Annotated in this window: 24 protein-coding genes; 9 read left to right on the top strand and 15 right to left on the bottom strand. The window is 65.2% G+C overall.

Features of this window, described 5'->3' with window-relative positions; translation table 11 throughout:
* The first annotated feature begins 405 nt into the window (after positions 1-405).
* Complete coding sequence (locus CK224_RS13010; protein WP_095782068.1) at positions 406-2,442, top strand: hydantoinase/oxoprolinase family protein; 2,037 nt, start codon at positions 406-408, stop codon at positions 2,440-2,442.
* 257 nt (positions 2,443-2,699) lie between these two features.
* On the top strand, positions 2,700-4,874 hold the full coding sequence (locus CK224_RS13015) for a malate synthase G (protein ID WP_095782069.1): 2,175 nt from the start codon (positions 2,700-2,702) through the stop codon (positions 4,872-4,874).
* Positions 4,875-5,028: 154 nt separating this feature from the next.
* On the opposite strand, the gene CK224_RS13020 is transcribed toward CK224_RS13015, so the two are convergent.
* Entirely contained in the window at positions 5,029-5,904 is an 876-nt protein-coding gene (locus tag CK224_RS13020; RefSeq protein WP_280952263.1) for a LysR family transcriptional regulator, read from the bottom strand.
* A gap of 125 nt (positions 5,905-6,029) precedes the next feature.
* Between CK224_RS13020 and CK224_RS13025 the strand changes: the two genes are divergently transcribed.
* Complete coding sequence (locus CK224_RS13025) at positions 6,030-6,638, top strand: short chain dehydrogenase (RefSeq protein ID WP_095782071.1); 609 nt, start codon at positions 6,030-6,032, stop codon at positions 6,636-6,638.
* Between the two features lie 257 nt (positions 6,639-6,895).
* On the opposite strand, the gene CK224_RS13030 is transcribed toward CK224_RS13025, so the two are convergent.
* The 4 genes from CK224_RS13030 to CK224_RS13045 form a co-directional block, all read right to left on the bottom strand.
* The gene (locus CK224_RS13030; RefSeq protein WP_067003103.1) at positions 6,896-8,425 is read right to left on the bottom strand and encodes a YifB family Mg chelatase-like AAA ATPase; all 1,530 of its coding nucleotides are present in this window, start codon (positions 8,423-8,425) and stop codon (positions 6,896-6,898) included.
* A gap of 146 nt (positions 8,426-8,571) precedes the next feature.
* Positions 8,572-9,513: a glutathione synthase gene (gshB, locus tag CK224_RS13035; RefSeq protein WP_067003101.1), complete on the bottom strand. Its 942-nt coding sequence runs from the start codon at positions 9,511-9,513 to the stop codon at positions 8,572-8,574.
* Positions 9,514-9,580: 67 nt separating this feature from the next.
* Positions 9,581-9,955: a GtrA family protein gene (locus CK224_RS13040; protein ID WP_067003099.1), complete on the bottom strand. Its 375-nt coding sequence runs from the start codon at positions 9,953-9,955 to the stop codon at positions 9,581-9,583.
* Positions 9,955-10,965 carry a glycosyltransferase gene (locus CK224_RS13045; protein ID WP_095782363.1) on the bottom strand — a complete coding sequence of 337 codons (1,011 nt, stop codon included), beginning with the start codon at positions 10,963-10,965 and terminating at the stop codon, positions 9,955-9,957. The genes CK224_RS13040 and CK224_RS13045 overlap by 1 nt, the downstream gene beginning before the upstream one ends.
* Before the next feature lie 240 nt (positions 10,966-11,205).
* Here CK224_RS13045 and CK224_RS13050 point away from each other — a divergent pair, with 240 nt between their 5' ends.
* The 6 genes from CK224_RS13050 (at position 11,206) to CK224_RS13075 (ending at position 17,069) form a co-directional block, all read left to right on the top strand.
* Entirely contained in the window at positions 11,206-12,555 is a 1,350-nt protein-coding gene (locus tag CK224_RS13050) for an EAL domain-containing protein (RefSeq protein ID WP_067324636.1), read from the top strand.
* Between the two features lie 154 nt (positions 12,556-12,709).
* The gene (locus CK224_RS13055) at positions 12,710-13,477 is read left to right on the top strand and encodes an SDR family oxidoreductase (RefSeq protein WP_095782072.1); all 768 of its coding nucleotides are present in this window, start codon (positions 12,710-12,712) and stop codon (positions 13,475-13,477) included.
* The gene (locus CK224_RS13060; protein WP_095782073.1) at positions 13,474-14,409 is read left to right on the top strand and encodes a 2-dehydro-3-deoxygalactonokinase; all 936 of its coding nucleotides are present in this window, start codon (positions 13,474-13,476) and stop codon (positions 14,407-14,409) included. Before CK224_RS13055 ends, CK224_RS13060 begins: the two co-directional genes overlap by 4 nt.
* On the top strand, positions 14,406-15,044 hold the full coding sequence (locus CK224_RS13065; protein WP_095782074.1) for a 2-dehydro-3-deoxy-6-phosphogalactonate aldolase: 639 nt from the start codon (positions 14,406-14,408) through the stop codon (positions 15,042-15,044). Before CK224_RS13060 ends, CK224_RS13065 begins: the two co-directional genes overlap by 4 nt.
* Entirely contained in the window at positions 15,044-15,916 is an 873-nt protein-coding gene (locus CK224_RS13070) for an SMP-30/gluconolactonase/LRE family protein (protein ID WP_176477918.1), read from the top strand. The genes CK224_RS13065 and CK224_RS13070 overlap by 1 nt, the downstream gene beginning before the upstream one ends.
* Positions 15,917-16,010: 94 nt before the next feature.
* The gene (locus CK224_RS13075) at positions 16,011-17,069 is read left to right on the top strand and encodes a D-alanine:D-lactate ligase-like protein (RefSeq protein WP_095782076.1); all 1,059 of its coding nucleotides are present in this window, start codon (positions 16,011-16,013) and stop codon (positions 17,067-17,069) included.
* 125 nt (positions 17,070-17,194) lie between these two features.
* On the opposite strand, the gene CK224_RS13080 is transcribed toward CK224_RS13075, so the two are convergent.
* The 10 genes from CK224_RS13080 to CK224_RS13125 all read right to left on the bottom strand — a co-directional run bounded on the left by CK224_RS13080 (position 17,195) and on the right by CK224_RS13125 (position 26,874).
* Positions 17,195-17,482 carry a DUF1330 domain-containing protein gene (locus tag CK224_RS13080; protein WP_067003299.1) on the bottom strand — a complete coding sequence of 96 codons (288 nt, stop codon included), beginning with the start codon at positions 17,480-17,482 and terminating at the stop codon, positions 17,195-17,197.
* A 37-nt stretch (positions 17,483-17,519) separates the two neighbouring features.
* Positions 17,520-18,221 (bottom strand): orotidine-5'-phosphate decarboxylase, encoded by a 702-nt coding sequence (gene pyrF / locus CK224_RS13085; protein ID WP_067003089.1) that lies wholly within the window; start codon positions 18,219-18,221, stop codon positions 17,520-17,522.
* The gene (locus tag CK224_RS13090) at positions 18,221-18,817 is read right to left on the bottom strand and encodes an NADPH-dependent FMN reductase (RefSeq protein WP_067323746.1); all 597 of its coding nucleotides are present in this window, start codon (positions 18,815-18,817) and stop codon (positions 18,221-18,223) included. The genes pyrF and CK224_RS13090 overlap by 1 nt, the downstream gene beginning before the upstream one ends.
* A gap of 75 nt (positions 18,818-18,892) precedes the next feature.
* Complete coding sequence (gene pmtA / locus CK224_RS13095; protein ID WP_095776821.1) at positions 18,893-19,498, bottom strand: phospholipid N-methyltransferase PmtA; 606 nt, start codon at positions 19,496-19,498, stop codon at positions 18,893-18,895.
* 122 nt (positions 19,499-19,620) lie between these two features.
* A complete protein-coding gene (gene dnaJ, locus CK224_RS13100; RefSeq protein ID WP_067003083.1) occupies positions 19,621-20,751 on the bottom strand; it encodes a molecular chaperone DnaJ in 1,131 nt (376 codons plus the stop codon).
* Between the two features lie 221 nt (positions 20,752-20,972).
* The gene (gene dnaK / locus CK224_RS13105; RefSeq protein ID WP_095782077.1) at positions 20,973-22,889 is read right to left on the bottom strand and encodes a molecular chaperone DnaK; all 1,917 of its coding nucleotides are present in this window, start codon (positions 22,887-22,889) and stop codon (positions 20,973-20,975) included.
* A 390-nt stretch (positions 22,890-23,279) separates the two neighbouring features.
* A complete protein-coding gene (locus CK224_RS13110) occupies positions 23,280-24,278 on the bottom strand; it encodes an LLM class flavin-dependent oxidoreductase (RefSeq protein ID WP_095782078.1) in 999 nt (332 codons plus the stop codon).
* Between the two features lie 3 nt (positions 24,279-24,281).
* On the bottom strand, positions 24,282-24,473 hold the full coding sequence (locus CK224_RS13115) for a hypothetical protein (RefSeq protein ID WP_245425919.1): 192 nt from the start codon (positions 24,471-24,473) through the stop codon (positions 24,282-24,284).
* 87 nt (positions 24,474-24,560) lie between these two features.
* Positions 24,561-25,730 (bottom strand): AI-2E family transporter, encoded by a 1,170-nt coding sequence (locus CK224_RS13120; RefSeq protein ID WP_095782079.1) that lies wholly within the window; start codon positions 25,728-25,730, stop codon positions 24,561-24,563.
* Between the two features lie 91 nt (positions 25,731-25,821).
* Complete coding sequence (locus CK224_RS13125) at positions 25,822-26,874, bottom strand: LLM class flavin-dependent oxidoreductase (protein WP_095782080.1); 1,053 nt, start codon at positions 26,872-26,874, stop codon at positions 25,822-25,824.
* Positions 26,875-26,982: the final 108 nt, after the last annotated feature.

Genomic DNA, 26,982 nt, shown 5'->3' on the forward strand with positions numbered 1-26,982 from the left:
AGCTGCCAATCTCCCCACTCGAGGGGGAGATGTCGCCAAAGGCGACAGAGGGGGTCGGTCCGACCGGACTCGGCCTCCGGCTGCAGAACGAGGCTGGCGCTCCATGCGAGATGACCCCCTCTAGCCTGCCGGCCATCTCCCCCTCAAGGGGAGATCAGCTGTCACACCGGCCCTCGCCTATTGCCAACATTGCAGGAATGGCGCGGCGCGGAAGTTGCCAATCTCCCTCCCTGAGGGGGAGATGTCCGGCAGGACAGAGGGGGGTGGCTTGGCGCTTAGCGTCTCAGCAAATTCTTCGAAGCCGCACCATCTCTGCTCTTGGCCCATCGCTCCCGCCTTTATCCGCCGGCCCGTATCGGCTAAGGGGCAGGCACCAAACCTCTTGCCCGGACTTGCCACCGCCAAATGACCGCCAAGCCAAAACCGCTCTTCCTCGGCATCGACACCGGCGGCACCTATACCGATGCCGTGCTGTGGTCGGAGGAGGGCGGGCCCCTGGACAACCCAGATAAGGGCAAGGTGCTGGCCAAGGCCAAGGCGCTGACCACGCGCCACGACCTCGCCGTCGGCATTTCCGGCGCGGTCGACGCGGTGCTGGAAAAATCCGGTACCAACCCGGCCGCGATCAAGCTTGTCTCGATGTCGACCACGCTTGCCACCAACGCGCTGGTCGAGGGCCAGGGCGGGCGCGTGGCGCTGGTGATGATCGGCTTTTCCGAGGCCGACCTCGCCCGCGACGGGCTGAAGACGGCTCTCGGCAGCGATCCGGTGGTGTTCTGCCCCGGCGGCCATGACGTACACGGCAATGCCGCGAAGCTCGATCTTTCCGGCCTCGAGGCGGCGTTGCCGGAGCTTGGGGGTTCGGTGTCGGGTTTCGCCGTCTGCGCCTATTTCGCCACCCGCAACCCGGCGCATGAGCTCGCCGCGCGCGACCTGATCCGCGAAAAGACCGGCCTGCCGGTCACCGCCAGCCACGAGCTTTCGGCCAAGCTCGGCGGTCCGCGCCGCGCGCTCACCACGCTGCTTAACGCCCGGCTGATCTCGATGATCGACCGGCTGGTCGCGGCGACCGAAGGCTTTCTTGGCCGTCGCGGCATCGCCGCACCTTTGATGGTGGTGCGCGGCGACGGCGCGCTGGTGTCGGCGGCCTTCGCCCGCCAGCGGCCGATCGAGACCATCCTCTCCGGTCCGGCCGCCAGCCTGGTCGGCGCCCGCCACATGACCGGGCTGGACGACGCCATGGTCTCCGACATCGGCGGCACCACCACCGACGTCGCCGTGCTGGATAGCGGCCGGCCGCGGCTCGATCCGGAAGGCGCCACCGTCGGCGGCTTCCGCACCATGGTCGAAGCCGTCGCCATGCGCACCTTCGGCCTTGGCGGCGACTCCGAAGTGGCGCTGGAGGACGGCGCGCTCGACCCGAAGATCCTGCTCGGGCCGCGCCGCCTGGTGCCGCTGGCGCTGGCCGGCCTGGCGCATGGCGAGGCGGTCACCGCCGAGCTGGAGCGGCAGCTGCGCGCGCCGAATCCCGGCCGCATGGACGGGCGTTTTGCCGTGCGCACCGGCGTGCCGGATCGCCTCGCCGCCGGCCTCACCGCGCCGGAAGCGAAACTCTACGAGGCGATCGGCGCCACCCCGCTGGCGCTTGACCGGCTGCTCAGCTCCAACGCCCAGAACGCCACGCTGAACCGGCTGGTGGCGCGCGGCCTGGTGCACATCTGCGGCTTCACGCCGTCCGACGCCGCCCATGTGCTCGGCAAGCAGTCGAACTGGGATCCCGCCGCCGCGCGCCTCGGCGCCGAGCTGTTTTCTCGCCGCCGCGACGGCCGCGGCCAGCCGATCGCCGCGACGCCGGAAGTGCTCGCCCAGCGCGTGCTCGTCACGCTGACGCGCTGGTCGGCCGAATATATTCTCGAAACCGCCTTCGCCGAGGACGGGCTGGACGGCGCCGCCACCGTCGCGCACGCGCTGGTGCAGCGCGCCGTCGATGCGCATCCCGGCATCGCCCGCTTTAGCGTCGCGCTCGACCGGCCGGTGATCGGCCTCGGCGCCTCGGCGCCGCTGCATTACGCCGGCCTGCCGCCGCTGATCGGCAATGGCTGCATCGTGCCGGAGGACACCGACGTCGCCAACGCGCTCGGCGCGGTCGTCGGCCAGGTCCGCGTCTCGGCCGAAGCCCGCGTCAGCCAGCCCAGGGAAGGGCTTTTCCGGCTTGCCTCGGGGCAGACGGTGCGCGACTTCACCGAGGAGGAGAAGGCGATCGCCGCGGCGGAAGCCGACCTGCGGGCGATCGTCGCCGAACGCGCGAAAAATGCCGGCACCGACAGCGCCGAAATCGATGTTTCCACCGAATTCAAGGTCTCGACGGTCGAGAACCAGCGCATGTTCATCGAGGCGCATGTGGTGGCGGTGGCCTCAGGGCGCCCAAGGATTGCGGTTTAGAAGCAATCTCCCCCCTTGAGGGGGAGATGTCGCCGAAGGAGACAGAGGGGGTCGGCCCGACTGGGCCCGGCCTGCTGCAACGAATAGAGCTCGCGCTCCACGCGAGGCGACCCCCTCTGGCCTGCCGGCCATCTCCCCCTCAAGGGGGGAGATTCGCTTGCCGCCAAAATCCGCACCTTCACCCTAAGCCGAATTGACCCTTGAACCCCAAACATGTCAAAGCCCCGGCAAAGCCTTACCCATCTGGAGACGTGCTGATGACCGACCGCATCGAGATCGCCGGGTTGCAGATTGCCCGGGAGCTCCATGACTTCGTCGCCGAGGAGGCAGCAGTCGGCACCGGCATCGATCCGGAAAAGTTCTGGACCGGCTTTTCAGAGATCGTCCACGACCTCGCGCCGAAGAACCGCGCGCTGCTCGCCAAGCGCGACGCCATGCAGGAGAGGCTGGACGACTGGTACCGCGCCAACGGCGCGCCGGTCGACATGGAGCTGTACAGAACGTTCCTCGAGGAGATCGGCTATCTGGAGCCGGAAGGCCCGGCCTTCAGCGTCTCGACCGAAAACGTCGACCCGGAGATCGCGGTCGTCGCCGGACCGCAGCTGGTCGTGCCGGTGATGAACGCGCGCTATGCGCTCAATGCCGCCAATGCGCGCTGGGGCTCGCTTTATGACGCGCTCTACGGCACCGACGCCATTCCCGAGACGGGAGGCGCCGAAAGGGGCAAGGCGTTCAACCCGGTCCGCGGGGCCAAGGTGATCGCCTGGGTCAGGGATTTCCTCGACCAGTCCGTGCCGCTCACCACCGGCAAATGGGCCGGCATCAACGGGCTGTCGGTGGCGAACGGCGCGCTGAAGGTCGGCGAAGGCGCCGGCGCCACCACGCTTGCCGACCCGAAGCAGTTCGTCGGCTATCGCGGCGACGCCGCCACGCCGGAAGCCGTGCTTTTGGTAAAGAATGGCCTGCATATCGAGATCGTCGTCGACCATGCCAGTCAGATCGGCAAGACCGATGCGGCCGGCATTGCCGACGTCATCCTCGAGGCCGCCCTGACCACCATCCAGGATTGCGAGGATTCGGTCGCCGCCGTCGATGCCGAGGACAAGGTCGTCGTCTATCGCAACTGGCTCGGCCTGATGAAGGGCGACCTGGCGGAAGAGATCACTAAGGCCGGCAAGAGCTTTGTCCGCAAGCTCAATCCGGACCGCCGCTACACGGCGCCGAATGGCGGCCAGCTGCTGCTGCCCGGACGCTCGCTGATGCTGGTGCGCAATGTCGGCCACCTGATGACCAATCCGGCGATCCTCGACCGCGACGGCAACGAGGTGCCGGAAGGCATCATGGACGCGGCGCTCACCGCGCTGATCGCGCTGCACGATGTCGGCGACAACGGCCGCCGCGCCAACTCCCGCGCCGGCTCGATGTATGTGGTGAAGCCGAAGATGCACGGGCCAGAAGAGGTCGCCTTCGCCGTGGAAATCTTCGATCGCGTCGAGGTCCTGCTCGGCATGGCCAAGAACACCATCAAGATGGGCATCATGGACGAGGAGCGGCGGACCACAGTCAACCTCAAGGAAGCGATCCGCGCCGCAAGGGAGCGCGTCGTGTTCATCAACACCGGCTTCCTCGACCGCACCGGCGACGAGATCCACACCTCGATGGAAGCCGGCCCGATGATCCGCAAGGGCGACATGAAGCAGGCGGCCTGGATTTCCGCCTATGAGGCGTGGAACGTCGATACGGGCCTGGAATGCGGGCTCGCCGGCCACGCCCAGATCGGCAAGGGCATGTGGGCGATGCCGGATTTGATGGCGGCGATGCTCGAGCAAAAGATCGCGCACCCCAAGGCCGGCGCCAACACCGCCTGGGTGCCCTCGCCGACCGCGGCGACGCTGCACGCCACGCACTATCATAAAGTGGATGTGCACGCCGTGCAGGCGGCGCTGAGGAGCCGGCCGAAGGCCAGGCTCGACGACATCCTGTCGGTGCCCGTGGCGGTGCGGCCGAACTGGACCCCGGACGAGATCCAGCGCGAGCTCGACAACAACGCGCAAGGCATTCTCGGCTATGTCGTGCGCTGGATCGATCAGGGTGTCGGCTGCTCGAAAGTGCCCGATATCAACGATGTCGGCCTGATGGAAGACCGCGCCACGCTGCGCATTTCCTCGCAGCACATCGCCAACTGGCTGCGCCACAAGGTGTGCTCGGAGATCCAGGTCCGGGATTCGCTGCAGCGCATGGCGGCGATCGTCGATCGCCAGAATGTCGGCGACCCGTTCTACCGGCCGATGGCGCCGGATTTCGACAAGTCGATCGCCTTCCAGGCCGCCTGCGACCTGGTATTCAAGGGGACCGTTCAGCCCAACGGCTACACCGAGCCGGTGCTGCATGCGCGCAGATTGGAGCTGAAGGCGCAGGACCGGGCGGGGTAGCGCGCTTCTTCCTGATGGGTTGCATCGGCTGCTCCTCCATTGCCCTCGCCCCACAATGATGAGACGGAGCCGGGACCGGCGCAAATTGGTCTGGTGCTAGCCTCTTCCGCTTTACGCCAATTGCGGACTTCAGACCCATCCGCCATGAAATGAGCTAGTATGCCTCCCGCTCCCTGACATGCGCGAGCAAATGCCCAATGAAACGAGTAAGCTTTGGGAGCGGTCGTCGATCCGGTCGATGCACGATATGGACAGGGCGCGGTTCGGGCAAATAGGCTTGTAGGACTGAAACCAGCGCCCCGCTCGCCATATCCTGGGCCACCAGAACTTCGGGCTGCAGTAACAATCCCGCACCGGCCAGCGCAGCCATGCGCAATCCGTTGCCATCGTTGCATGTGAAAGACGGTGCGATCGGTGGCTGCACCTCATCCCAGCCTTTCAGTTTCCAGGCATTGCGGCTGTTCCATACCGTATGAGAGAGGCAGTGATGCGCGCCGAGATCGTGCGGGGTCTGCGGATAGCCATATCGGACCAGATAGTCCGGCGACGCACAGATCACCATGCGATACATCGTCAACGGTTTTGCTATGAGGTCGACATCACCCAGATCGCCGATGCGGATGGCCATATCAAATCCCTCGTCGATAAGATCGACGACGCGATTGCTTAGTTCCAGTTCAATATGCACAAGCGGATAGGTCCGCTGGAACGTCGCGATCAGGGGAGCGATGACGCATGCGCCAAAGGTGATCGGAGCACTGACACGCAACGTGCCCGATGGCGATGCGCGCAGTCGTTCGATCGACGTTTCGGCCACGCGTATGTATTCGAGCGCGCGCTTTGAATCTTCGTAATAAACACGACCAGCATCCGTCAGTCCCTGGCGTCGTGTGGTGCGCTCAAGCAAGCGCGCGCCGAGGCTTTCTTCAAGCTGACGCACATATTTTCCAACCATGACGGCCGACATTTCGAGCCGCTGCGCAGCCTCGGTGAAGTTGCCTCCTTCCACGACGGCAACGAAGGTTTCCATGGCCCGTAGTCTATCCATATTGCTAACCACCAGTTCGCAAACAACGAAGTTGTGGCGCATTTATCACCGCAATGGTTCGGTGAATAGTAGCAACGCTTCAGCCTGAAATTGAAAAGGAATGTTCTATGAGGATCGTTGTAATCGGCGCCAGTGGCGATGTCGGTCGCTTCGTGGTGGAAGAGCTTGCGCGCGATGGCAGGCACGACATCATTCGTGTCGGTCGCACCCAGGGTGATCACCAGGTCGACATCGCTGATGATGAGAGCGTGGATGCGCTGTTCAGGAAAATCGGACGAGTTGATGCCATCACTGTTGCCGCAGGCAATGTCATCCTGGCGCCGATCGAAAAAATGACGGCGGCCGAGTTCCACAGAGGCTTGCAGGACAAGCTGCTCAGTCAGGTGCGTGTTGCGCTGGTTGGTCAGCATTACCTTGCGGACGGAGGGTCGATCACGCTGACCTCCGGCATCGCCGTCGATGATCCGATTGCGCAAGGCTCCAATGCCGCAAGCTCCAATGCCGGGATCGAGGGGTTCGTGCGTGCCGCCGCCTGCGATTTCTCCAGAGGCATCCGCATCAATGCAGTCAGCCCGACGATGCTAACGGAATCGATGGACCGCTTTGGTCCGTTCTTCCCCGGTTATGAAAGCGTCTCGGGAACGCGTGTCGCAATGGCCTACAAACGCAGCATTGAAGGCGTGCAGACGGGGCGCGTGTATCGGGTCGGCCATTGAGCTGAAGGCCCGCGGCGCTCCAACTGCCGCGACAAATGCCTGAGCCTGGGTGTCGCGCGAGTCCGAATTTCGCGACACTCCGGTCTTTCCTGAACGCTTCGAAGGCCCGAACGCTCTAAAGGGACGTCTGGCAGACGTCCTGCGACAGCCCATCCACGCTGCGCATCTCCTCGCAGCACATCGCCAACTGGCTGCGCCACAAGGTGTGCTCGGAGATCCAGGTCCGGGATTCGCTGCAGCGAAGCTCGCCAGGGACCTTACGCCGCCTGCGCCATGCGCTCCGCGCTCATGCGGTAGGAGATCGCCTCGGCGAGATGGATGCGGCCGACGGTTTCGCTGGCGTCGAGATCGGCGAGCGTCCGCGCGACCTTCAGCACGCGGTGATAGGCTCGCGCCGAGAAGGCGAGCTTTTCGCTGGCGTCCTTGAGCAGCGTCAGCCCGGCGGCGTCGGGCCTGGCGATCGCCTCGATGACCGAAGGCGGGCAGTGCGCGTTGGTGGTGGCCGCCGCACCCAGCCTTTCCAGCCGCTCGCGCTGCATGGCCCGGGCGCGCGCCACGCGCTGCGCCACCGCGGCGCTGGTCTCGGCCTTGTCCGGCCGGATCAGGTCGCTCGCCGAGACCGCCGGCACCTCGATCCTGAGATCGATGCGGTCGAGCAGCGGGCCGGAAATGCGCGCCTGGTATTCGGTGCGGCAGCGCTCGCCGCGCAGGCAGCGATAGCCGGGCTCGCCCGACATGCCGCAGCGGCACGGGTTCATCGCCGCCACCAGCTGGATGCGCGCCGGATAGGTGACGCGGTGATTGGCGCGCGCGATCACGCAGTCGCCGGTCTCCAGCGGCTGGCGCAGCGCGTCCAACGTCTGCGGCGTGAATTCCGGGAACTCGTCGAGGAACAGCACGCCGTGATGCGCAAGCGACACTTCGCCCGGCCGCACGCGCAAGCCGCCGCCCACCATCGCCGCCATCGACGCCGAATGATGTGGCGCGCGGAACGGCCGTCGGTCTGTCAGCTTGCCTTCGCCGAGCTCGCCCGCCACCGACGCGATCATCGAGACTTCGAGCAGCTCCTTCGGCGCCAGCGGCGGCAAGATCGAGGGCAGCCTTTGCGCCAGCATCGACTTGCCCGAGCCCGGCGGTCCGACCATCAGAAGATTGTGGCCGCCCGCCGCCGCCACTTCCAGCGCCCGCTTGGCGCTTTCCTGGCCCTTGATGTCGGCAAGGTCCGGCAGATCGCGCGCGGCGACCTGGATGCCTGCCTCGGGACGCGACAGCACCTGGGTGCCGCGAAAATGGTTGGCGATGGCGATCAGGCTGCGCGGCGCCAGGATATCGAAATCCTTGCCGGCCCAGGCTGCCTCCGGCCCGCAGGCGAACGGACAGATCAGCCCTTTGCCTTCGGCGTTGGCGCCGATCGCCGCCGGCAGCGCGCCGGCGACAGCGGCGATGGTGCCGTCGAGCGACAATTCGCCGAGCACGACATAGCCGGCCAGCATATCGCCCGGAATGGCGCCGAGCGCGGCCATCAATCCGAGCGCGATCGGCAGATCGTAATGGCTGCCTTCCTTGGGCAGGTCCGCCGGCGCGAGATTCACCGTCACCTTCTTCGACGGCATCGACAGGCCAGACGCATGAAGCGCGGCCTGCACGCGTTCCCGGCTCTCTGCCACCGCCTTGTCCGGCAAACCGACGATCTGCATGCCGACCTTGCCCGGCGCGATCATCACCTGGACATCGACCGGCACGGCCTCGATGCCCTGGAAAGCCACCGTGCGAACCCGCGCTACCATCTTGTCTCAAGCCCCCGGATACCGGCTCGCTCGCCGGTCCTGCGATCAGGCGGCGAGCGGGATCAGGTTAGACAACCACAGATTTGCAGCTTAAGCAAGAACATTACGGGAACATACGGTCCCGCCCACCGGGCAGCTGAGGGGCGCTACTTCCGCTTCCCTTCGACGCAGTCCCAGAACAGGGCAGCAATGTCCGCGCCACCGAAGCGCCGCACCTCGCGCACGCCGGTCGGCGAGGTGACGTTGATCTCGGTCATGTAGTCGCCGATGACATCGATGCCGACCAGGATGAAGCCGCGTTCCCTGAGCGCCGGCCCGATGCGGGCACAGATCTCGCGTTCGCGCTCCGTCAGCTCGGTCTTCTCGGCGCGGCCGCCGACATGCATGTTGGAGCGCGAATCGTGCTCGGCCGGCACGCGGTTGATGGCGCCCACCGGCTCGCCGTCGATCAGGATGATGCGCTTGTCGCCCTTGCGCACGTCCTTGAGATAGCGCTGCACGATATAGGGCTCGCGGAACAGTTGGCCGAACATTTCGAGCAGCGAGGCGAGGTTTCGGTCGGCCTCGTGCAGATGGAAGATACCCGCCCCGCCATTGCCGTAGAGCGGCTTGACGATGATGTCGCCGAACTCCTTGCGGAAGGCGGCCACCTCCTGAGGGTCCTTGGTGATCAGCGTTTCCGGCATCAGGTCCGGAAATTCGGTGACGAAGATCTTTTCCGGGCTGTTGCGCACCCAGGCCGGGTTGTTGACCACCAGCGTCTTCGGATGGATGCGTTCCAGAATGTGGGTTGTGGTGATGTAGTTCATGTCGAAGGGCGGGTCCTGCCTCAGCAGCACCACGTCCATCTCCGACAGATCGGTGCGCACCGGCTCGCCCAGCGAATAATGGCTGCCCTTCTCGTCGCGCACCTGCATCTCCTCGGCGCGCGCGAACACCTTGCCGCCCCGCATCGACAGCCGGTCGGGCGTGTAGTGGAAAAGCTGGTGGCCGCGCCGCTGCGCTTCCAACGACAGCGCGAACGTGGTGTCGCCGGCGATCGACACCGTCGAGACATGGTCCATCTGGACGGCGATTTTCAACGGCATCTCGGGTCTCCGGCAATCTCTGTCGCCGATATAGGGAAATCGGCGGCTTCTGCCAATCGGCCAGAGATTATCGGTCGAAGACCAGCCGGGAATAGCCGACGAAGGACAGCGCCATCGCGACCAGCGAGGCGACCGTCAGCGCTGCCAGCGGCGCCAGGGAGGGCAGCGCGAACAGAAGGGCACAATAGATGAGATAATTGACGATGCTGGTGGCGACGCCGACGCCGCCGTAGCGCGCGCCCTCCTGCGCGATGCCTCGGCTCGACGGCGCAAAGGTCAAATGCCGGTTGATCTGCCAGGTGACGGTGAGCGCGAAGCCGATCGACAGCACGCGCGCGGCCAGCGGCCCGAGCGGCGTGACGGAAAGCAGCAGCCAGAGCGCGGCCGCATCGGCAACGAAGCCGATGCCGCCGGCAAGCACGAAGCGGCCAAGCCGGACCATCAGGCGGCTCGCGAGGCCTTGCCCGGCTCCCTCTTCCGGGAGGCCTCGCCGTTGAAGCCCGCGCGTCGCTCGATGCGGCCGGCAGGGATGGAAAGATAGAAGATGCGCTTCTGTTCGGCCCGGCCGCGCGACACCGAATCGAGGATCAGCCCGGTGACCATCGCCAGCATGGACAAGAGGAGCAGGCCAACGGACAGCACCCAGGTCGGCATGCGCGGAACAAGTCCTGTCTCGGCGAACTCGATCAGCACCGGGATCATCAGCCCGATGCTGGCCGCCAGGAAGAACAGGGCAAACGTGCCGAAGAAACGCAGCGGCTGCGTCTCCTTCACCAGCATGGCGAACATCCATAGGATCCTGGCGCCGTCGCGGAAAGTCGACAGCTTCGACGATGAGCCTTCCGGGCGGCGGCCGTAGTCGAGCGCCATCTCGTTCACCGGCAGCTTGAGCTGCGAGGCATGGACCGACATCTCGGTCTCGATCTCGAAGCCGCCGGAAACCGCCGGGAAGCTCTTGACGAAGCGCCGCGAAAAGACCCGGTAGCCGGAAAAGATATCGGTGAAATCGGCGCCGAACAGGCCCTTGTAGAGCCGGTTGAAGATGCGGTTGCCGAAGGCGTGGCCGGAGCGGCCGGCGTCGTCGGTGACGCCGCGCCGGGTGCCCACCACCATGTCCGAGCGCTCGGTCAAGAGTGTGTTGATCAGCTCCGGCGCATCTTCCGGCGCGTAGGTGCCGTCGCCGTCCGCCATCACATAGATGTCGGCGTCGATGTCGGCGAACATGCGGCGCACCACATTGCCCTTGCCCTGGCGCGGTTCGCGCACGACGACCGCGCCGGCCGCGCGGGCCCTGAGCGCGGTCAGGTCCTTCGAATTGTTGTCGTAGACATAGATCGTCGCGGAGGGCAGCGTCTCGCGGAAGCGCCGCACGACCTCACCGATCGTCAGCTCCTCATTGTAGCAGGGCAGGAGCACGGCGATCGCCGGCTCGTTGCGGACCTCGTGCGGCATGCCTGTCTCCGGTGCCCGGGCCCAGCCGACCAGCCGCGCCAATGCCGGCGTCTCCGGGCCGCTTTACTATTTATTGAAGCTGTTAATGCCCGGTTTAAGCCTCCACCGCCAAAGACCCTGGACCGCCAGGCGTGGCGCCAAGACCCTTTCCGCATCTTCAGAAAATCGATTTTCCGATACCTTTCCTAAACGCTTTGCTGCCAGTCTGGTCACAAATTCCCCCGTCAGAACAGGAACATGATGCAAACGACGTTTGGCACCGGGCAGCCAGGCAGGGAAAACGCGGATCTGGCCTTCACCGATCCGCTGACCGGACTTGGCAACCATCGTCGCTTTTACGACAAGGTCGATCGCCTGATCAGCGACCGCGCCGACGATCCCGCGCCCTTCACCGTCGGCATTCTCGATCTCGATGGCTTCAAACCGATCAACGATCTGTTCGGCCACAAGGCCGGCGACGACATCCTGATCCAGGTGGCTATGCGCTTGCGTGCCTCGATGGATGGCTATTCCACCGTCTGTCGCATCGGCGCCGACGAGTTCGCCTTCCTCTACCCGATGGTGTTCAGCGAGGAGCAGGCGGCCGAAAAATCGCGCATGCTGATCGAGATCCTGTCGGCGCCCTATGATGTCGGCGAGCGCACCGCCAGATTGTCGGCTTCGGTCGGCTGCTCGCTGTTTTATTCCGGCGACGAGACCACAGAGATCCTGATCAACAAGGCCGAGACCGCGCTCTACCACGCCAAGCGCTCGGGCCGCGGCCGCGTCGTCGTCTACACACGCGAGATGGAGGAGGCCGCCAAGCGCGTCACCCGCATCGAGCAGGCACTGCGCCGCGCCGTCTCGGCCGGCGAGGTCGAGCCGCATTTCCAGCCGATCGTCGACCTCACCAGTCGCCGCACCATCGGCTTCGAGACGCTGGCTCGCTGGACCGACCGCGATCTCGGCATGGTGCCGCCGAGCGTGTTCATTCCCATCGCCGAGGAGCGCGGCATCATCGGCCCGCTGTCGCAGCTGGTGCTGCGCAAGGCGACCGAGGCGGCGCGCAACTGGCCGAAGGACCTGTTCCTGTCCTTCAACCTGTCGCCGTCGCAGCTTGTCGACCAGAACACCGGCCTGCATATCCTGGCGATCCTCGACCGCACCGGCTTCGATCCGCGCCGGCTGGAGATCGAGATCACCGAAACCGGCCTGATGACCGACCCGGCTTCGGCCGAGAAGATCGTCGAGGATCTGCGCCGCGTCGGCATCCGCGTCTCGCTCGACGATTTCGGCACCGGCCAGTCCTCACTCGGGCGCCTGCGCGAATTCCATTTCGACAAGCTGAAGATCGATCGCGCCTTCGTTTCCTCGATCCTCGAAGACCGGCCTTCGGAACACATCATCCGTGCCATTCTCGCCATGTGCGAAGGCCTCGGCATGGACGTTGTGGCCGAAGGCATCGAGGAGGAAGCTCAGGCCGACCGCCTCGTCCAGTTCGGCTGCGCGGGTGGCCAGGGGTATCTGTTCGGCAAGCCCGTCGATGCCGACGCCACGCTTGGCTATCTGCGCGATTCCTATCGCGGCGCACTGCGCGCCAAGGCGATCTGATCGAGCCAACCCGCGATCCAAGCCCACCCGTCCGCGCCTCGCGGAAGCGCGGCTGCTATTTTGTCAGACATATTGCCGCCGAAATCGCCTTTTCACCCTTGCTCCCCGGGCCGGCATGGCTAGGATGCGCGCCGGCCAAAGGGAGACAGAAATTATGATGCCATCGGCGCGTTTCGCCGACCTCGACGGCGCCTCGGTGTTGATCACCGGCGGCGGTTCCGGCATCGGCGCGGCGCTGACCGAGGGCTTCATGCGGCAAGGCGCCAAGGTCGCCTTCATCGACATCGCCGACAAGCCCAGCACGGCGCTGGCCGACCGTCTGGAAAGGGAGCTTGGCCGGCGACCGCTCTATCTCAAGACCGATCTGCGCGACGTCGAGGAGCTGCGCGCCGCGGCAGCGAAGGCGGCGAAAGCGCATGGCGATGTCACGGCGCTGGTCAACAACGCCGCGCTCGACGATCGCCATGAGGTGAAGGATGTCACGGTCCAGTTCTGGGACAACAACCTGGCCATCAACCTGCGGCCGCATTTCTTCACCGCCCAGGCGGTGGCGCCGGGCATGAAGCGCGCCGGCGGCGGCTCGATCATCAATTTCAGCTCCACGTCCTATCTTATCAACCATCCCGATCTGCCGGCTTACACCGCCGCCAAGGCCGGTATCCTCGGTCTCACCAAAGGCCTTGCCGGCAAGCTCGGCGCCGACGGTATCCGCGTCAACGCGGTTGCGCCCGGCTGGGTGATCACCGAACGCCAGCGCGAGCTTTGGGTCACCGAGGAGGCGCTTGCCGCCCATGTCGCCAAGCAATGCATCAAGCAGTCCATGCAGCCCGACGACATTGTCGGCACGGTGCTGTTCCTGGCGTCTGACGCCTCGCGCATGCTGACGGCGCAGATGCTGATCGTCGACGGAGGCGTGCTGTGAGCGGCGCGCCTGCGGTCGCCGCCCTCGACTGGGGCACGACCAGGCTCAGGGCCTGGCTGCTCGACGGCGCGGGTCAGCTGCTCGCCGAGCGGCGCGGCGACGACGGCCTGATCACCGCGCGCGAAAAGGGTTTTGCGACGGTGCTGGAAGGCCATCTCGCCGCCATGGGCGCGCCGGAGTCCCTGCCCGTCATCATCTGCGGCATGGCGGGTTCCCGCCAGGGCTGGATCGAGGCGCCCTACGTCACCGTGCCTGCCCCAATCGGCGCCATCTTGGCAGGGGCCGTCCGCATCGAAGGCGAGCGCCGCGACATCCGTATCGTGCCCGGCCTCGCCCAGCGCCTCGCCGACGCCCCGGATGTTATGCGCGGCGAGGAAACGCAACTTGCCGGCGCGAATCTGCCGGCAACGGGGCGCCACATCGTCTGCATGCCGGGCACCCATTCCAAATGGGTCGTGGTCGAGGACGGCGCGGTCGCCGGCTTCGGCACCTGGCCGACCGGCGAGTTGTTTTCGGTATTGGCCGCGCATTCGATCCTGAAACATTCGCTGGGGGAACATCCGGCACCGGTCACGGCGGATGGTCCGTTCTTCCGCCAGTGGTGCGAGCGGGCGCTGGGCGAAGGCGGCGACGTCACGTCAAAGCTGTTTGCGATCCGCGCCGCCGGGTTGCTGCAGGATTTGAAATCCGACGAGGCGGTGGCCTGTCTGTCCGGGTTGCTCATCGGCGGAGAAATCGCTTCGGCGAAGCGGCGCTACGGCGTCGGTGAAGCGCCCGTCGTGCTGATCGCTTCCGGCGCGCTGGCTTCGCTCTATGGCGCCGCTCTTGGCTTCGCCGGTCTTGCTTTTCGCGTCGTCGATGCGGATGAAGCGGTGCGCGCCGGCCTTGTCGAAGCCGCGCGCGAGAACCGCATGATCGGAGGCGACGCGTGACGCAGACAGCACCCTTTCCCAAACTGAAACGCGGGCTGGTCGCCATCTTGCGTGGCCTCAAGCCGACAGAGGCGATCTCAATAGGCCAGGCGATCTTCGACGCCGGCATCGAGGCGATCGAGGTGCCGCTCAATTCGCCGGAACCGTTTTCGTCGATCACCAGGATCGCGGAAGTCCTCCCCGAAACCGCACTGGTCGGCGCCGGCACGGTGCTGACGACGGCCGATGTCGATGCCTTGCACAAGGCCGGCGGCCGGCTGCTGGTCAGCCCCAACATCGATGCCGATGTCATGGGCCGCGCCATGCAGTACGGCATGGTGACGATGCCGGGCGTGTTCACGCCCACCGAAGCCTTCCAGGCGATCAGGCTCGGTGCTTCGGCGCTTAAATTCTTCCCGGCAAGCGTGCTCGGCGCCGGCGGCATTTCGGCGATCCGCGCCGTGCTGCCGGCAACGGCGCTGATCGGCGCCGTCGGCGGCGTTTCGGACAAGGATTTTGCCGGCTACAAAGCCGTCGGCGTCAGCGTCTTCGGCTTGGGGTCGAGCCTCTATAAGCCGGGCGCCAGCGTCGATGAAGTGGCTGAGCGCGCCCGCGCCGCGGTCGCGGCCTGGGACGAAGCCTTCGGAGGGATTTGATGGACAGCGTTTCGGTCTTCAGCGATCACATTTGCCAGTTGGGGGAGGGACCGAGCTACGATCCCGGCACCGAGACACTGTTCTGGTTCGACATCGTCGATGGCAAGCTTCTGGAAAAGCCGCTCGCCGGCGCGCTGAAAATCCATGATCTCGGCGTGATGGCCAGCGCCATAGCCGTCATCGACGATGCCCGCCAGCTGATCGCCACCGAGATCGGCCTGCAGGTCCGCGATGTGGCGACCGGCAAGTTGACGCTGCACACGCCGATCGAAGCTGACAATCCGCTGACCCGCTCCAACGATTCCCGCGTCCATCCCTGCGGCGCGTTGTGGACCGGCACGATGGGCAAGGACGAGGGCAAGGGCGCCGGCGCGATCTACTGGTTCTTCAAGGGCGAGCTTCGCCGACTGTTCTCCTACATTACCGTGTCCAACTCGATCTGCTTTTCCGCCGACGGGACGATCGCCTATTACACCGACACCGCGACCGGGCTTCTGATGCGCGTCGCTTGCGATCCGGCGACCGGCCTGCCGACGGGCGAGCCGAACATCTTCGTCGATCATCGTTCGCAAAAAGGCTATGTCGACGGCTCGGTCGTCGACCGCGACGGGGTGCTGTGGAACGCCGTCTGGGGCGGCAAGGCGGTGAAGGCGTATTCGCCGGACGGCATGCTGCTGCGCGAAATCCCGATGCCGGTAACCCAGCCTTCCTGCCCCGCCTTTGTCGGGCCGAACGCCGACCGCCTTGCGGTGACATCGGCATGGAAAGGCAAGGACGACAAGCAGCGCAAGCTCGATCCTCAGGCCGGCATGACCTTCCTGCTCGACATTCCGGTCCGGGGCCGCTTCGAGCCGCGCGTGCTGATCGCCTGAGCGGCTTGCGCATTATCGCTCGCTCAGGTCGGTTTCCTGAAAGCCGATTGCAACCGCCATGCGATGGTAGCACCAGACTTTTCTGGGAGCTTCCATGCCGAGCAACGGCCCGACGCTGATCCTTGTTCACGAGCCGGAGAAGGCTTGCTTCGACCGGCTGGTCGCCGACGGCTACCCGACGGAACGCGCAACCGAGATATCGTCCTATCTGGCGCAGTCGACCGACCTCGCGCCCGAATTCGGCCAGCTCGCCGCCGCTTGCGAAACGCGCGGCCTCACCTTGATGGCCGTCGAGCTGGACGACGCGGCGACCGTCTTGGCGAACGCCGATCCGGCCAAAACCCTGGTCTGGACGCTGACCGACGGCATCGCCTATTTCCGCGGCGGCGCTTCGCCTGCGCTGGCAAGGCTGAACGGACTGAAGACGATCGGCGCCGACGATTCGCTGTTCGCGCTCTGCCAGGACAAGTTCCGCTCCGGCGCCGTGCTCGGCGCGCTTGGCCTGCCGGTGCCGCCGGCCGGGCTGGCCCGCAATGGGAAATGGCTGGTCGACCCGCCGTCCTCGCCCGCCGGCTGGTTCGTCAAACCCAACCGGCTCGGCGCCAAGATCGGCATCTGGCCGGATTCGCGCATCACCGAACTTGGTCATGCACAGGAGCTCAGCCGGCGTGTCTTTGACCATTATCGCGACGATGTCGTCGTCCAGCCTTATGTCGCCGGCCGCAATGTGCGGGCAAGCTTCCTCGGTCTGAAGCCGGATACCGGCGTCGAGGCGCTCGGCATCGCCTTCGTCGAGTCCGGCGGCGACTTCCAGACCATGGCCGACTCTATGGCGCTCTACGGCGATAGCGGCCAAGCCGCCAGGGACGCAGGCACCTATGCCGAGCCGGAACTCGAGCAGGTCGCCGCCAGCCAGCCGGCGGCCGATCGCGCGATCCGCGCCATCGCGCAGGAGCTGATCGCCGGGCTTGGCCTGAAGGACGTCTTCTCGGTCGATTTCAGGGTCGAGGCCGACGACACCATCCATCTCATCGAGTTCGAAGTCTGTCCCGGCCTGCCCTGCTTCGATTTCCGCGACTATTGCCGCAGGCAATGGGGCATGAGCCTGGCGGATGCGATGGCGGAGACGGCGACCAGCCGGCTGAGGGCATAAGCTTAGGGATTGGACCGGTCTGCGGCAGCGGAGCGGCTTTGAGACGCCGGCGAAGGATCGCTGCAAATCTTTATTCTGCGCCACCGCCTTCCATGATCATGTCAAGGCAGGACGATTCAGACGAACTAAACGCCCTCGACCAGCACGATCTCGCCATCGGCCACTTTCTGGCGAATGGCGACGGCGCGCTGATATTCCGGCGAGTGGTAGCAGTCATGCGCGGCGGCAAGCGATTGGAACTCGATGATCACGTTGCGCGCGCGGCCGGGCCCCTCGGCTTTCTCATGCTCGCCGCCACGCGCCAGGAATTTCGCGCCGAAGCGCTCGAAAGCCGGTTTGGCGGCGGCGACATAGTCCTTGTAGCCTTCCGGGTCGCGCACATCGACGCGGGCAACCCAATATCCCTTTGGCATCATTTTCTCCTGTTTCGGTTCGCAAACGGGATCGGCCTTATGCCGAGCACATTTCGGCCAAGATAGCCTCGGCCGCCGCCCGCCGATCCGGCGCCTTGACGATCGGCCGGCCGACGACAAGGTGGCTGGAGCCGTTGCGGATCGCCTGCGCCGGCGTCACCACACGCTTCTGGTCGCCATGGGCGCTGCCGCTCGGCCGTATACCCGGCGTGACCACGGCCATGTCGGGACCGACGATCCGGCGCACGGTTTCGGCTTCCTCGGCCGAGCAGACGATGCCGCCCATGCCGGCATGCAGCGCCTGTTCGGCGCGCCGCAGCACCAGCGTGTGCGGATCGTATTCATAACCGGCATCGATCATGTCCTGCTCGTCCATCGAGGTCAGCACGGTCACCGCGAGCAGGCAGAGATCGCTGCCTTTGGCTGCTTCCACCGCCGCCTGCATAGCCTTGGGATAGGCATGCAGCGTCAGCATCGAGATCCCCATCCTGACGATATTCTCGACCCCCTTGGCCACCGTGTTGTCGATATCGAGCAGCTTCATGTCGAGGAAGACCTTGGTGCCGCCGCTGGCGAGCTCGCGCGCGAAATCGAGCCCGCCGGCAAAGGCGAGCTGATAGCCGATCTTGTAGAAAGAGACGCTGCCTTCGAGCTCGCGCACCGTCTGTTCGGCTTCTTTCAGCGTCGGCACGTCGAGGCCGACGATCAGCCTGTCGCGCATGGTCTCGACCGGATGCATCAGACCTCGATCCTCACGGACAGCATGCGCGAGGTTTCGATCAGTGTACGGCATAGGCGCTCCATCGATTGATGCAGTCTGGCGTCGCGGAATTGTCCGTCCTCGGCGAAGGCTTCATCGGCGCCGGAAACCGAGCATTCCGGCGTGATCACTTCCATCTGGCAGCGCACCAGCACCGCGCGCAGGTGGTTGATGCAGCGTATGCCGGCAAACTTGCCCTCGGAGGAGGAGCAGAGCGCGACGGGCTTGCCGTAAAGCGGCCTGAACGAGCGGCTGCCGTCGCGCCGGAGCCGGCTCACCCAGTCGATGGAATTCTTCAAGAGCGGCGGGATCGAGCCGTTATATTCAGGCGTCGCGATCAGCAGCCCGTCATGGGCGGAAATCTGATGGCCGAGCTTCACGGCATTCTCGGGAATGCCTTTGTCCTTCTCAAGATCCTCGTCCATGATCGGCAGCGGATAGTCGCCGAGCGAAATGCGGGTCACCTCCGCACCCTGCATGGCGAGTTCCTTTTGCGCGACATCGGCCGTCCGGCCGCTGAAAGCGCCGGTGCGGATCGAGCCTGCGAAAACGAGGATTCTTGGGATTACTGCCATCGGCCACCTGTCGAACGACGTATAGGCCGAAGAGCGATCAATCCCCAAGCGCTTTCGATGGCCAAGCGCTTTCGGTCAACATGCCTCGCGTCGGTAGATCCACAGCTGCGTAGGCGGAATGTTGCGGATGATGAAATCGAAATGCTTGACCGTGTAGTCGCCGCGGCCGGGCGGGATCGGCGACAGCGGGCCGTAGGTCAGCTGCACGATCGGCCGGCCGACGGGAATGCGGTCGAGCAGGCTTTCGATGTAGGCGATGCGCTGGGCGACAGGGAAATTGAGCAGCGGCACGCCGGAGACGACCGAATCGAACACCATGTCGCGCTTGTCGCCGAGTGTTGCGTCGAGGTTGAAGGCGTCGCCCTCGATGACGTTGACGCGCGGGTAGAGCCGGCGCAGATGGCGCACGAAGTCGGTCGAGTATTCGATCGCATAGAGGTTCTCCGGCTTCACGCCCTGGGCGAGGATGGCACGGGTGATGACGCCGGTGCCGGGGCCGACCTCCAGCACCGGCAGGCCCGATTTCGGGTTGACGATCGAGGCCATCTTGCGGGCGGTGACGGAACTGGTGGGAACGATCGAGCCGACAGCTTTCGGCTTGTCGATCCAGCCTTTGAAGAACTTCAGCTCGTCGTCGAATTTTTCCGTCAGCGCTTTGCGCAACCCGGGACCACGTGCCATGCGAGCTCTCCTCAACGCTCCCCGACTCGCTACTTAGCAGCTAGGTGGAACAAGGCAAGGCAAGATCTGGCATAAGATGTTGATGACGTTGAGGCAGCGCGTCAACCCCTGCCGCACCCCACTCAGGGCTCGCCGAAGGATTCGAAAAAGTCCTTCATGCGGGCGAAGAAGCCGCTCGACTGGGGCGAATTGTCCTTCGAGGAGAGCTGCTCGAACTCTTCCAGGAGCTCGCGCTGGCGCCGCGACAGGTTCTGCGGCGTCTCGACCGCGGTCTGGATGTAGAGATCGCCGACATTGGGCTGCCGCAGCACCGGCATGCCCTTGCCCTTCAGCCGGAACTGGCGGCCGTTCTGGGTGCCTTCCGGCACTTTCACCTTGGTCTGAGTGCCGTCAAGCGTGGTGACCTCGAACGAGCCGCCGAGGGCGGCGGTCGTCATCGAGATCGGCACCTTGCAGTAGAGGTCGGCGCCGTCGCGCTGGAAGAATTCGTGCGGCTTGACGGCAAGGAAGATGTAGAGGTCGCCCGATGGGCCGCCGCGCAGGCCGGCCTCGCCCTCATTGGCAAGCCGGATGCGGGTTCCGTCCTCGATGCCGGCCGGGATGTTGACCGACAGCGAACGCTCCTCGGTGACGCGGCCCTGGCCGGCGCATTTCGGGCAGGGGTCTTTGATCGTCTGGCCGCGCCCCTGGCATTGCGGGCAGGTGCGCTCGATCGAGAAGAAGCCTTGCGTTGCCCGCACCTTGCCATGGCCGTGGCACATCGCGCAGGTGACCGGCTGCGTGCCGGGCTTGGCGCCGCTGCCGGAGCATTCCGAACAGGAAATCGATGCCGGCACGCGGATCTGCGCCGTCTTGCCCAAAAACGCCTCTTCCAGCGAGATTTCCATGTTGTAGCGCAGGTCGGCCCCGCGCTCGCGGCCGCCCGACGAGCGGCGCTGGCGGCCACCCATCATGTCGCCGAAAATGTCTTCGAAGATGTCGGCGAAGCCGCCGGCACCGAAGCCGTGCGCGGCGCCGTTCATGCCGCCCTGCTCGAAGGCGGCGTGGCCGAAACGGTCGTAGGCCGCGCGCTTCTGCGGGTCCTTCAGCGTCTCGTAGGCTTCGTTGATTTCCTTGAACTTGTGCTCGCAGGCATGGTCGCCGGGGTTGCGGTCGGGATGGAACTGCATGGCGAGTTTGCGGAAAGCGCTCTTCAGCTCCTTGTCGTCGGCGCCTTTTTGCACGCCCAGCGTTTCGTAGAAATCAGCTTTCATTTTTTCCCGCTGTCCGGATGCTCAATGTCTTCAAGCATTGTCGCGTCGTCGCCGGCACGTTGTTCGATTTAGGAGCGATGTTGCCCGGATGCCAGAGCCGAGCCGGGCTCACCGGTGTTTTTCCGTCAATTTTTGGGCCAGGTCCGCAGTTTTTTCGGTGAAGGTTGCAAAAAAGCCCGGCCTTGCGCCGGGCTTTTCGCATTATGTGGCCGTCACCCGGCTCAGGCCGACTTCTTCTTGTCGTCGTCTTCGTCGATTTCCTCGAAGTCGGCGTCGACCACGTCCGAATCCTTGGCGGCGTCCGCCTTGGCGTCGGCTTCGGCCGCTTCCTTCTGCGAGGCCTCGTACATGGCCTGGCCAAGCTTCATCGAAGCTTCGGCGAGCGACTGCGACTTGGCCTCGATATCGGCCACGTCATCGCCTTCGGCTGCGGACTTCAGCGCCGCAATCGCGTCGGCGATCGCGGTGCGATCGGCCTCCGAGACCTTGTCGCCATAGTCCTTCAGCGACTTCTCGGACGAATGCACCAGCGATTCGGCCTGGTTGCGGGCCTCGACGAGGGCGCGGCGCTTCTTGTCGGCCTCGGCATTTGCCTCGGCGTCCTTCACCATCTTCTCGATGTCGGCATCGGACAGACCGCCCGAAGCCTGGATGCGGATCTGGTGCTCCTTGCCGGTGCCCTTGTCCTTGGCCGAGACGTTGACGATGCCGTTGGCGTCGATGTCGAAGGTGACCTCGATCTGCGGCACGCCGCGCGGAGCCGGCGGAATGCCGACCAGATCGAACTGGCCGAGCAGCTTGTTGTCGGCCGCCATCTCGCGCTCGCCCTGGAAGACGCGGATGGTGACCGCCGACTGCGAATCCTCGGCCGTCGAGAACACCTGGCTCTTCTTGGTCGGGATCGTGGTGTTGCGTTCGATCAGCCTGGTAAACACGCCGCCCAGCGTCTCGATGCCGAGCGACAGCGGCGTCACGTCGAGCAACAGCACGTCCTTGACGTCGCCCTGCAGCACGCCGGCTTGGATGGCGGCGCCGAGCGCGACGACCTCATCCGGGTTGACGCCCTTGTGCGGCTCCTTGCCGAAGAACTGCTTCACGATCTCCTGGATTTTGGGCATGCGGGTCATGCCGCCGACCAGCACCACTTCGTCGATCTCGCCCGCCTTCAGGCCGGCATCTTTGAGCGCCGCCTTGCAGGGGTCGATGGTGCGCTGCACGAGGTCCTCGACCAGGCTCTCGAACTTCGCCCGGGTGAGCTTCATCGTCAGGTGCTTCGGCCCGCTGGCGTCGGCAGTGATGAAGGGCAGGTTGATCTCGGTCTGCGTCGTCGACGACAGCTCGATCTTGGCCTTCTCGGCCGCTTCCTTCAGGCGCTGCAGGGCGAGCTTGTCGGCCTTGAGGTCGATGCCTTGCTCCTTCTTGAACTCGGCCGCCAGGTACTCGACCAGGCGCATGTCGAAGTCCTCGCCGCCGAGGAAGGTGTCGCCATTGGTCGACTTCACCTCGAAGACGCCGTCGCCGATCTCGAGCACCGAAATGTCGAACGTGCCGCCGCCAAGGTCATAGACGGCGATGGTCTTGCCGTCCTTTTTCTCCAGACCATAGGCAAGTGCGGCAGCCGTCGGCTCGTTGATGATGCGCAGCACTTCGAGACCGGCGATCTTGCCGGCGTCCTTGGTCGCCTGGCGCTGGGCATCGTTGAAATAGGCCGGAACGGTGATGACCGCCTTCTCGACCTTCTCGCCGAGATAGGCTTCCGCCGTTTCCTTCATCTTCTGCAGGATCATGGCCGAGATCTGGCTGGGCGAAAGCTTCTTGCCGCCGGCCTCGACCCAGGCATCGCCATTGTCGCCCTTGACGATCTTGTAGGGGACAAGCTTCTTGTCCTTCTCCGTCACCGGATCGTCATAGCGGCGGCCGATCAGGCGCTTGACCGCGAAGATGGTGTTTTCAGGATTGGTGACCGCCTGGCGCTTGGCCGGCTGGCCGACGAGGCGTTCGCCATCGCTGTTGATGGCGACGATGGAAGGGGTCGTGCGCGCGCCTTCCGCATTCTCGATAACCTTTGGCTCCTTGCCGTCCATGATGGCGATGCAGGAGTTGGTGGTTCCGAGGTCGATACCGATTACTTTTGCCATTGTTCTAGTCTCTCCTCTAAGCAGGCTCTCAGGACCCTGATAAGGCGTTCCGACGAAAGCCCCTGTTCACAAGAAATTCCGCCACGGTCCCCGGGTTTTCAAGGCCGGGCGGTTGGCGCGTATATAAGAACAGGCGGCACGAGGCGCAAGCATCCTGCGCAACGCATCCACCAAGCCGATCCCCTGCCGGGAACGGTGCTAAATCGCCAATTTTGCGGCCGATTTGCCGCCCGATACGCCCGGACCGACGTAAATCCGGCGCGGGCAAAAACGTCGCAGTCGCCATGATCGGGGCGTGAATGCCTGCGAACGGAGTTGCGCGGAGCTTCAGAAAGATGTGTTTTCCGCCGGCGATCGCTCTTTCGCCCCGGCTGACAGGCGGCCCAGCGGTCAGGCCGCTTGCGACATCGATCTGTGCACGTCTGCCAGGATCTCGAAGGAGCGCACCCGCGCGGTGTGGTCGAACATCTGCGCCGTCACCATCAATTCGTCGGCGCCGGTGCGGCGCACGAAGGCGTCGATGCCCTGGCGCACCGTTTCCGGCGCGCCGACGACGGCGCAGGACAGCGCCTGGGCCAGCATGGATTTGGCCACGGGATCGAGGTCGCGGTCGTAGTTTTCGACCGGCGGCGGCAGCTGGCCGGGCCGGCCGCTGCGCAGGTTGACGAAGGCCTGCTGCAGCGAGGTGAACAAAAGCTTCGCCTCGGCATCGGTGGGTGCCGCAAAGACATTGACGCCGAGCATCACATAAGGCCTGTCGAGCTGCGCCGACGGCTGGAAGCGGGTGCGATAGACCTCCAGCGCGTGGTCGAGTTCGGCCGGCGCGAAATGCGAGGCGAAAGCATAAGGCAGCCCAAGCAGCGCCGCGAGCTGCGCGCCATAGAGGCTGGAGCCAAGGATCCAGACCGGCACGTCCTGGCCTTCGCCCGGCACCGCGCGGATGCGCTGACCTTCCTCGGCCGGCTGGAAATAGCCCATCAGCTCGACCACGTCCTGGGGGAAGTTGTCGCTGGCCTCCAGGTTGCGGCGAAGCGCCCGCGCCGTCATCATATCGGTGCCTGGCGCGCGGCCGAGGCCGAGATCGATGCGGCCTGGGAAAAGTGCTGCCAGCGTGCCGAACTGCTCGGCAATTACCAGTGGCGCATGGTTGGGCAGCATGATGCCGCCGGCGCCGACGCGGATAGTCTTCGTCCCGCCGGCGACATGGGCGATCACAACCGACGTCGCGGCACTGGCAATGCCCGGCATGTTGTGGTGCTCGGCGAGCCAGTAGCGCTTGTAGCCAAGCCGCTCGGCATGGCGGGCAAGGTCGAGCGAATTGGCCAGCGACCGCGAGGCATTGCTGCCTTGCGTGATCGGCGACAGGTCGAGAACCGAAAGGGCCGTCATTGGTCAGGTCTCCACGATTTGCTTCTGCCGCAACCGGGCCTCGAATTCGGCGCGGTCGGGAATGACGATGGCGAACTGGCCTTCCAGCACGTCGGCGAGTCCGGTCGCCGAGGCGATTTCCCGCTGCTCGCTGCGGCCGCCGAGATGATGGATAGACAGGCGGTTGTTGCGCAGCGCGAGATCGAAGTCATTCATGCAGGCGGGTCCGGCTAGACCGGACCGATATAGGCACTCGCCATGGGCGCCGCAAACAGCGGCCGGACATGCAGATTGGGCCAGGCCTCACGCGCCGGATTTGTGGTTGTTATCGCCGGCCTCGTCGTCGATCGCCATGGTCTGCTGCGCGGCGAGGAAATTGCCGACATGGCTGAGGCCATCGAAATGGTCGCAGAACACCTTGATGACCACCAGCAGCGGCACCGCCATCAGCGCGCCGACGAAACCCCAGAGCCATGACCAGAAGGCGATGGCGATGAAGATCGCCACCGCGTTTATCTCGAGCCGCCGGCCGACCACCGTCGGGGTCACGAACTGGCCCTCGACGATGTCGCACAACAAAACGAAGGCGGGTGCCAGCAACGCGTAGGGGATCGTATCGAAGCTGATCAGCGCGATGATCGTGACCAGCAGCAAGGTGATCAGCCCGCCGACATAGGGCAGGAAGTTGAGCAGCGCCGCGGCCGCGCCCCAGACCTGCGGGTTCGGCATCCCAAGTCCCCAAAGGCCAAGTCCGATCACCGTGCCGAGGCCGGCATTGATGGCCGCCACGGTAAGCAGGTAATGGGAAATCTCGTGCTCGACGTCATAGACGATGCGCAGCGCGCGCTTCTTGTCGCTGAGGTGGGCGAAGGACTGGACGATCTTCTCGTAGAACAAGGTGCCGGAGGCGAGCAGGAACAGCGACAGCACGAAGACGAGGGTGATGCTCGTGCCGGCCCCCAGAATGTTGCTGGCCGCCGTCGACAGGATGCCGGACGGAGCCAGCGCGACCTTCTGCACACCCGGTTCCTGCGATGTCTCGGTCAGGGCCTGCAGTTGACGCGAGAGATCCATGACCCTCTCCAGCGGACGCTTGAACGGCGCCAGCCGCTCGGTGAGTTGCTCGCCGATCGAGTAGCTGTTGTTGATGAGGTCGATGACCGGGCCACTGAGCAGGTAACCGGCGCTGGCGAAGACGAAGAGGGACAGCAAAACCAGCAGCGTCGCGGAGGCGACTTCTGGGATGCCGCGCTTGCGCAGGAAGCGCACGATCGGGGTCAGCGTCAGCGCCAGCAGGAAGGCGAGGATCACCGGCATGAAGAAGGCGCGGGCCAAATAAAGCGCGGCGATCGTTATCAGCACGAAGATGCCGATCAGCAGCAATCGAATCAGGCGCAATTCGGCGCGGGCGCTGGCGCGCTCGTCCGGGCTTTCGGCAACGTTCGAACCCGAAGCGCTCGTTTCGACCTTCATCCGTTCCCTCGCGATCGCCGAGGAAAACGTACGCGCCGCCGCCAAGGTTCCTTAGCCGGCGGTGAGGGCGCATCTTGCCGGGCAGGCGTCCTCAGGCGACGGGCGCCGGCGCGGCCTTCGCCGTTTCCTTGCGCACGACCGGCGCCACCTTGGTGCCGTAGAGCTCGATCGCCTTCATGACCTTGGCATGCGGCATGGTGCCGATCGCCATCTGCAACAGGAAGCGGTCGTTGCCGAAGATCTTGTGCTGGGCGACGATCTTTTCCGCCACCTGTTCGGGATTTCCGACGAACAGCGCGCCGTTCGGCCCGCGCGACTGATCGAAATGCGCCCGCGAGGTCGGCCCCCAGCCGCGCTCGCGGCCGATGCGGTTCATCACCTCGGCCTGCGGTGCGTAGAAATCGTCGGCCGCCTTCTCGGTCGTCTCGCCGACGAAGCCATGCACGTTCAAGCTGGTCGCGAGCGAGGCGGGATCGTTGCCGGCGCGCCTTGCCGCCTCGCGACAGATCTCGAACAGCGGCGCGAAGCGGGCCGGCTCGCCGCCGATGATGGCAAGCGCCAGCGGCAGGCCGAGCACGCCGGCGCGGGCGGCGGACTGCGGCGTCCCGCCAATGGCGATCCAGATCGGCAGCTTGTCCCGGAAAGGTCGGGGATAGACGCCGCGGCCGTTGATCGGCGCGCGCAGCTTGCCCTGCCACGTCACCTTCACCTGGTCGCGGATGGCAAGCAGGAGATCGAGCTTCTCGGCGAAGAGCTCGTCATAGTCCTCGAGATTGTAACCGAACAGCGGAAACGATTCGATGAAGGAGCCGCGCCCGGCCATGATCTCGGCGCGGCCGCCGGACAGAAGGTCGAGCGTCGCGAACTGCTGGAAGACCCGCACCGGATCGTCGGAAGAAAGCACCGTGACCGCGCTGGTGAGCTTGATCCGCTTCGTCCGCTCCGCGGCCGCGGCCAGCGCCACGACCGGCGCCGAGGCCGCATAGTCGGGGCGATGGTGTTCGCCGAGGCCGAACACGTCGAGACCGACCTGGTCGGCCAGCTCGACCTCCTCGATCAGGTTGCGCAGCCGTTCGTGCGGGCCGATGGCGCCGGGGCCCGGCTCCGGGCTGACATCCGCGAAAGTGTAGAGGCCAAGTTCCATTTTCATGCATCCTGATGCGCCGCTTGGGCGTTGATTGTTGGCGCTAGAGGTAGCGAGCGGCCCCCAGAGCCGCCAGAGGCGCGATTTGTGAACAGTGCATCGCGCCGC

The organism is Mesorhizobium sp. WSM3862, assembly GCF_002294985.1.
Classification (GTDB): domain Bacteria; phylum Pseudomonadota; class Alphaproteobacteria; order Rhizobiales; family Rhizobiaceae; genus Mesorhizobium.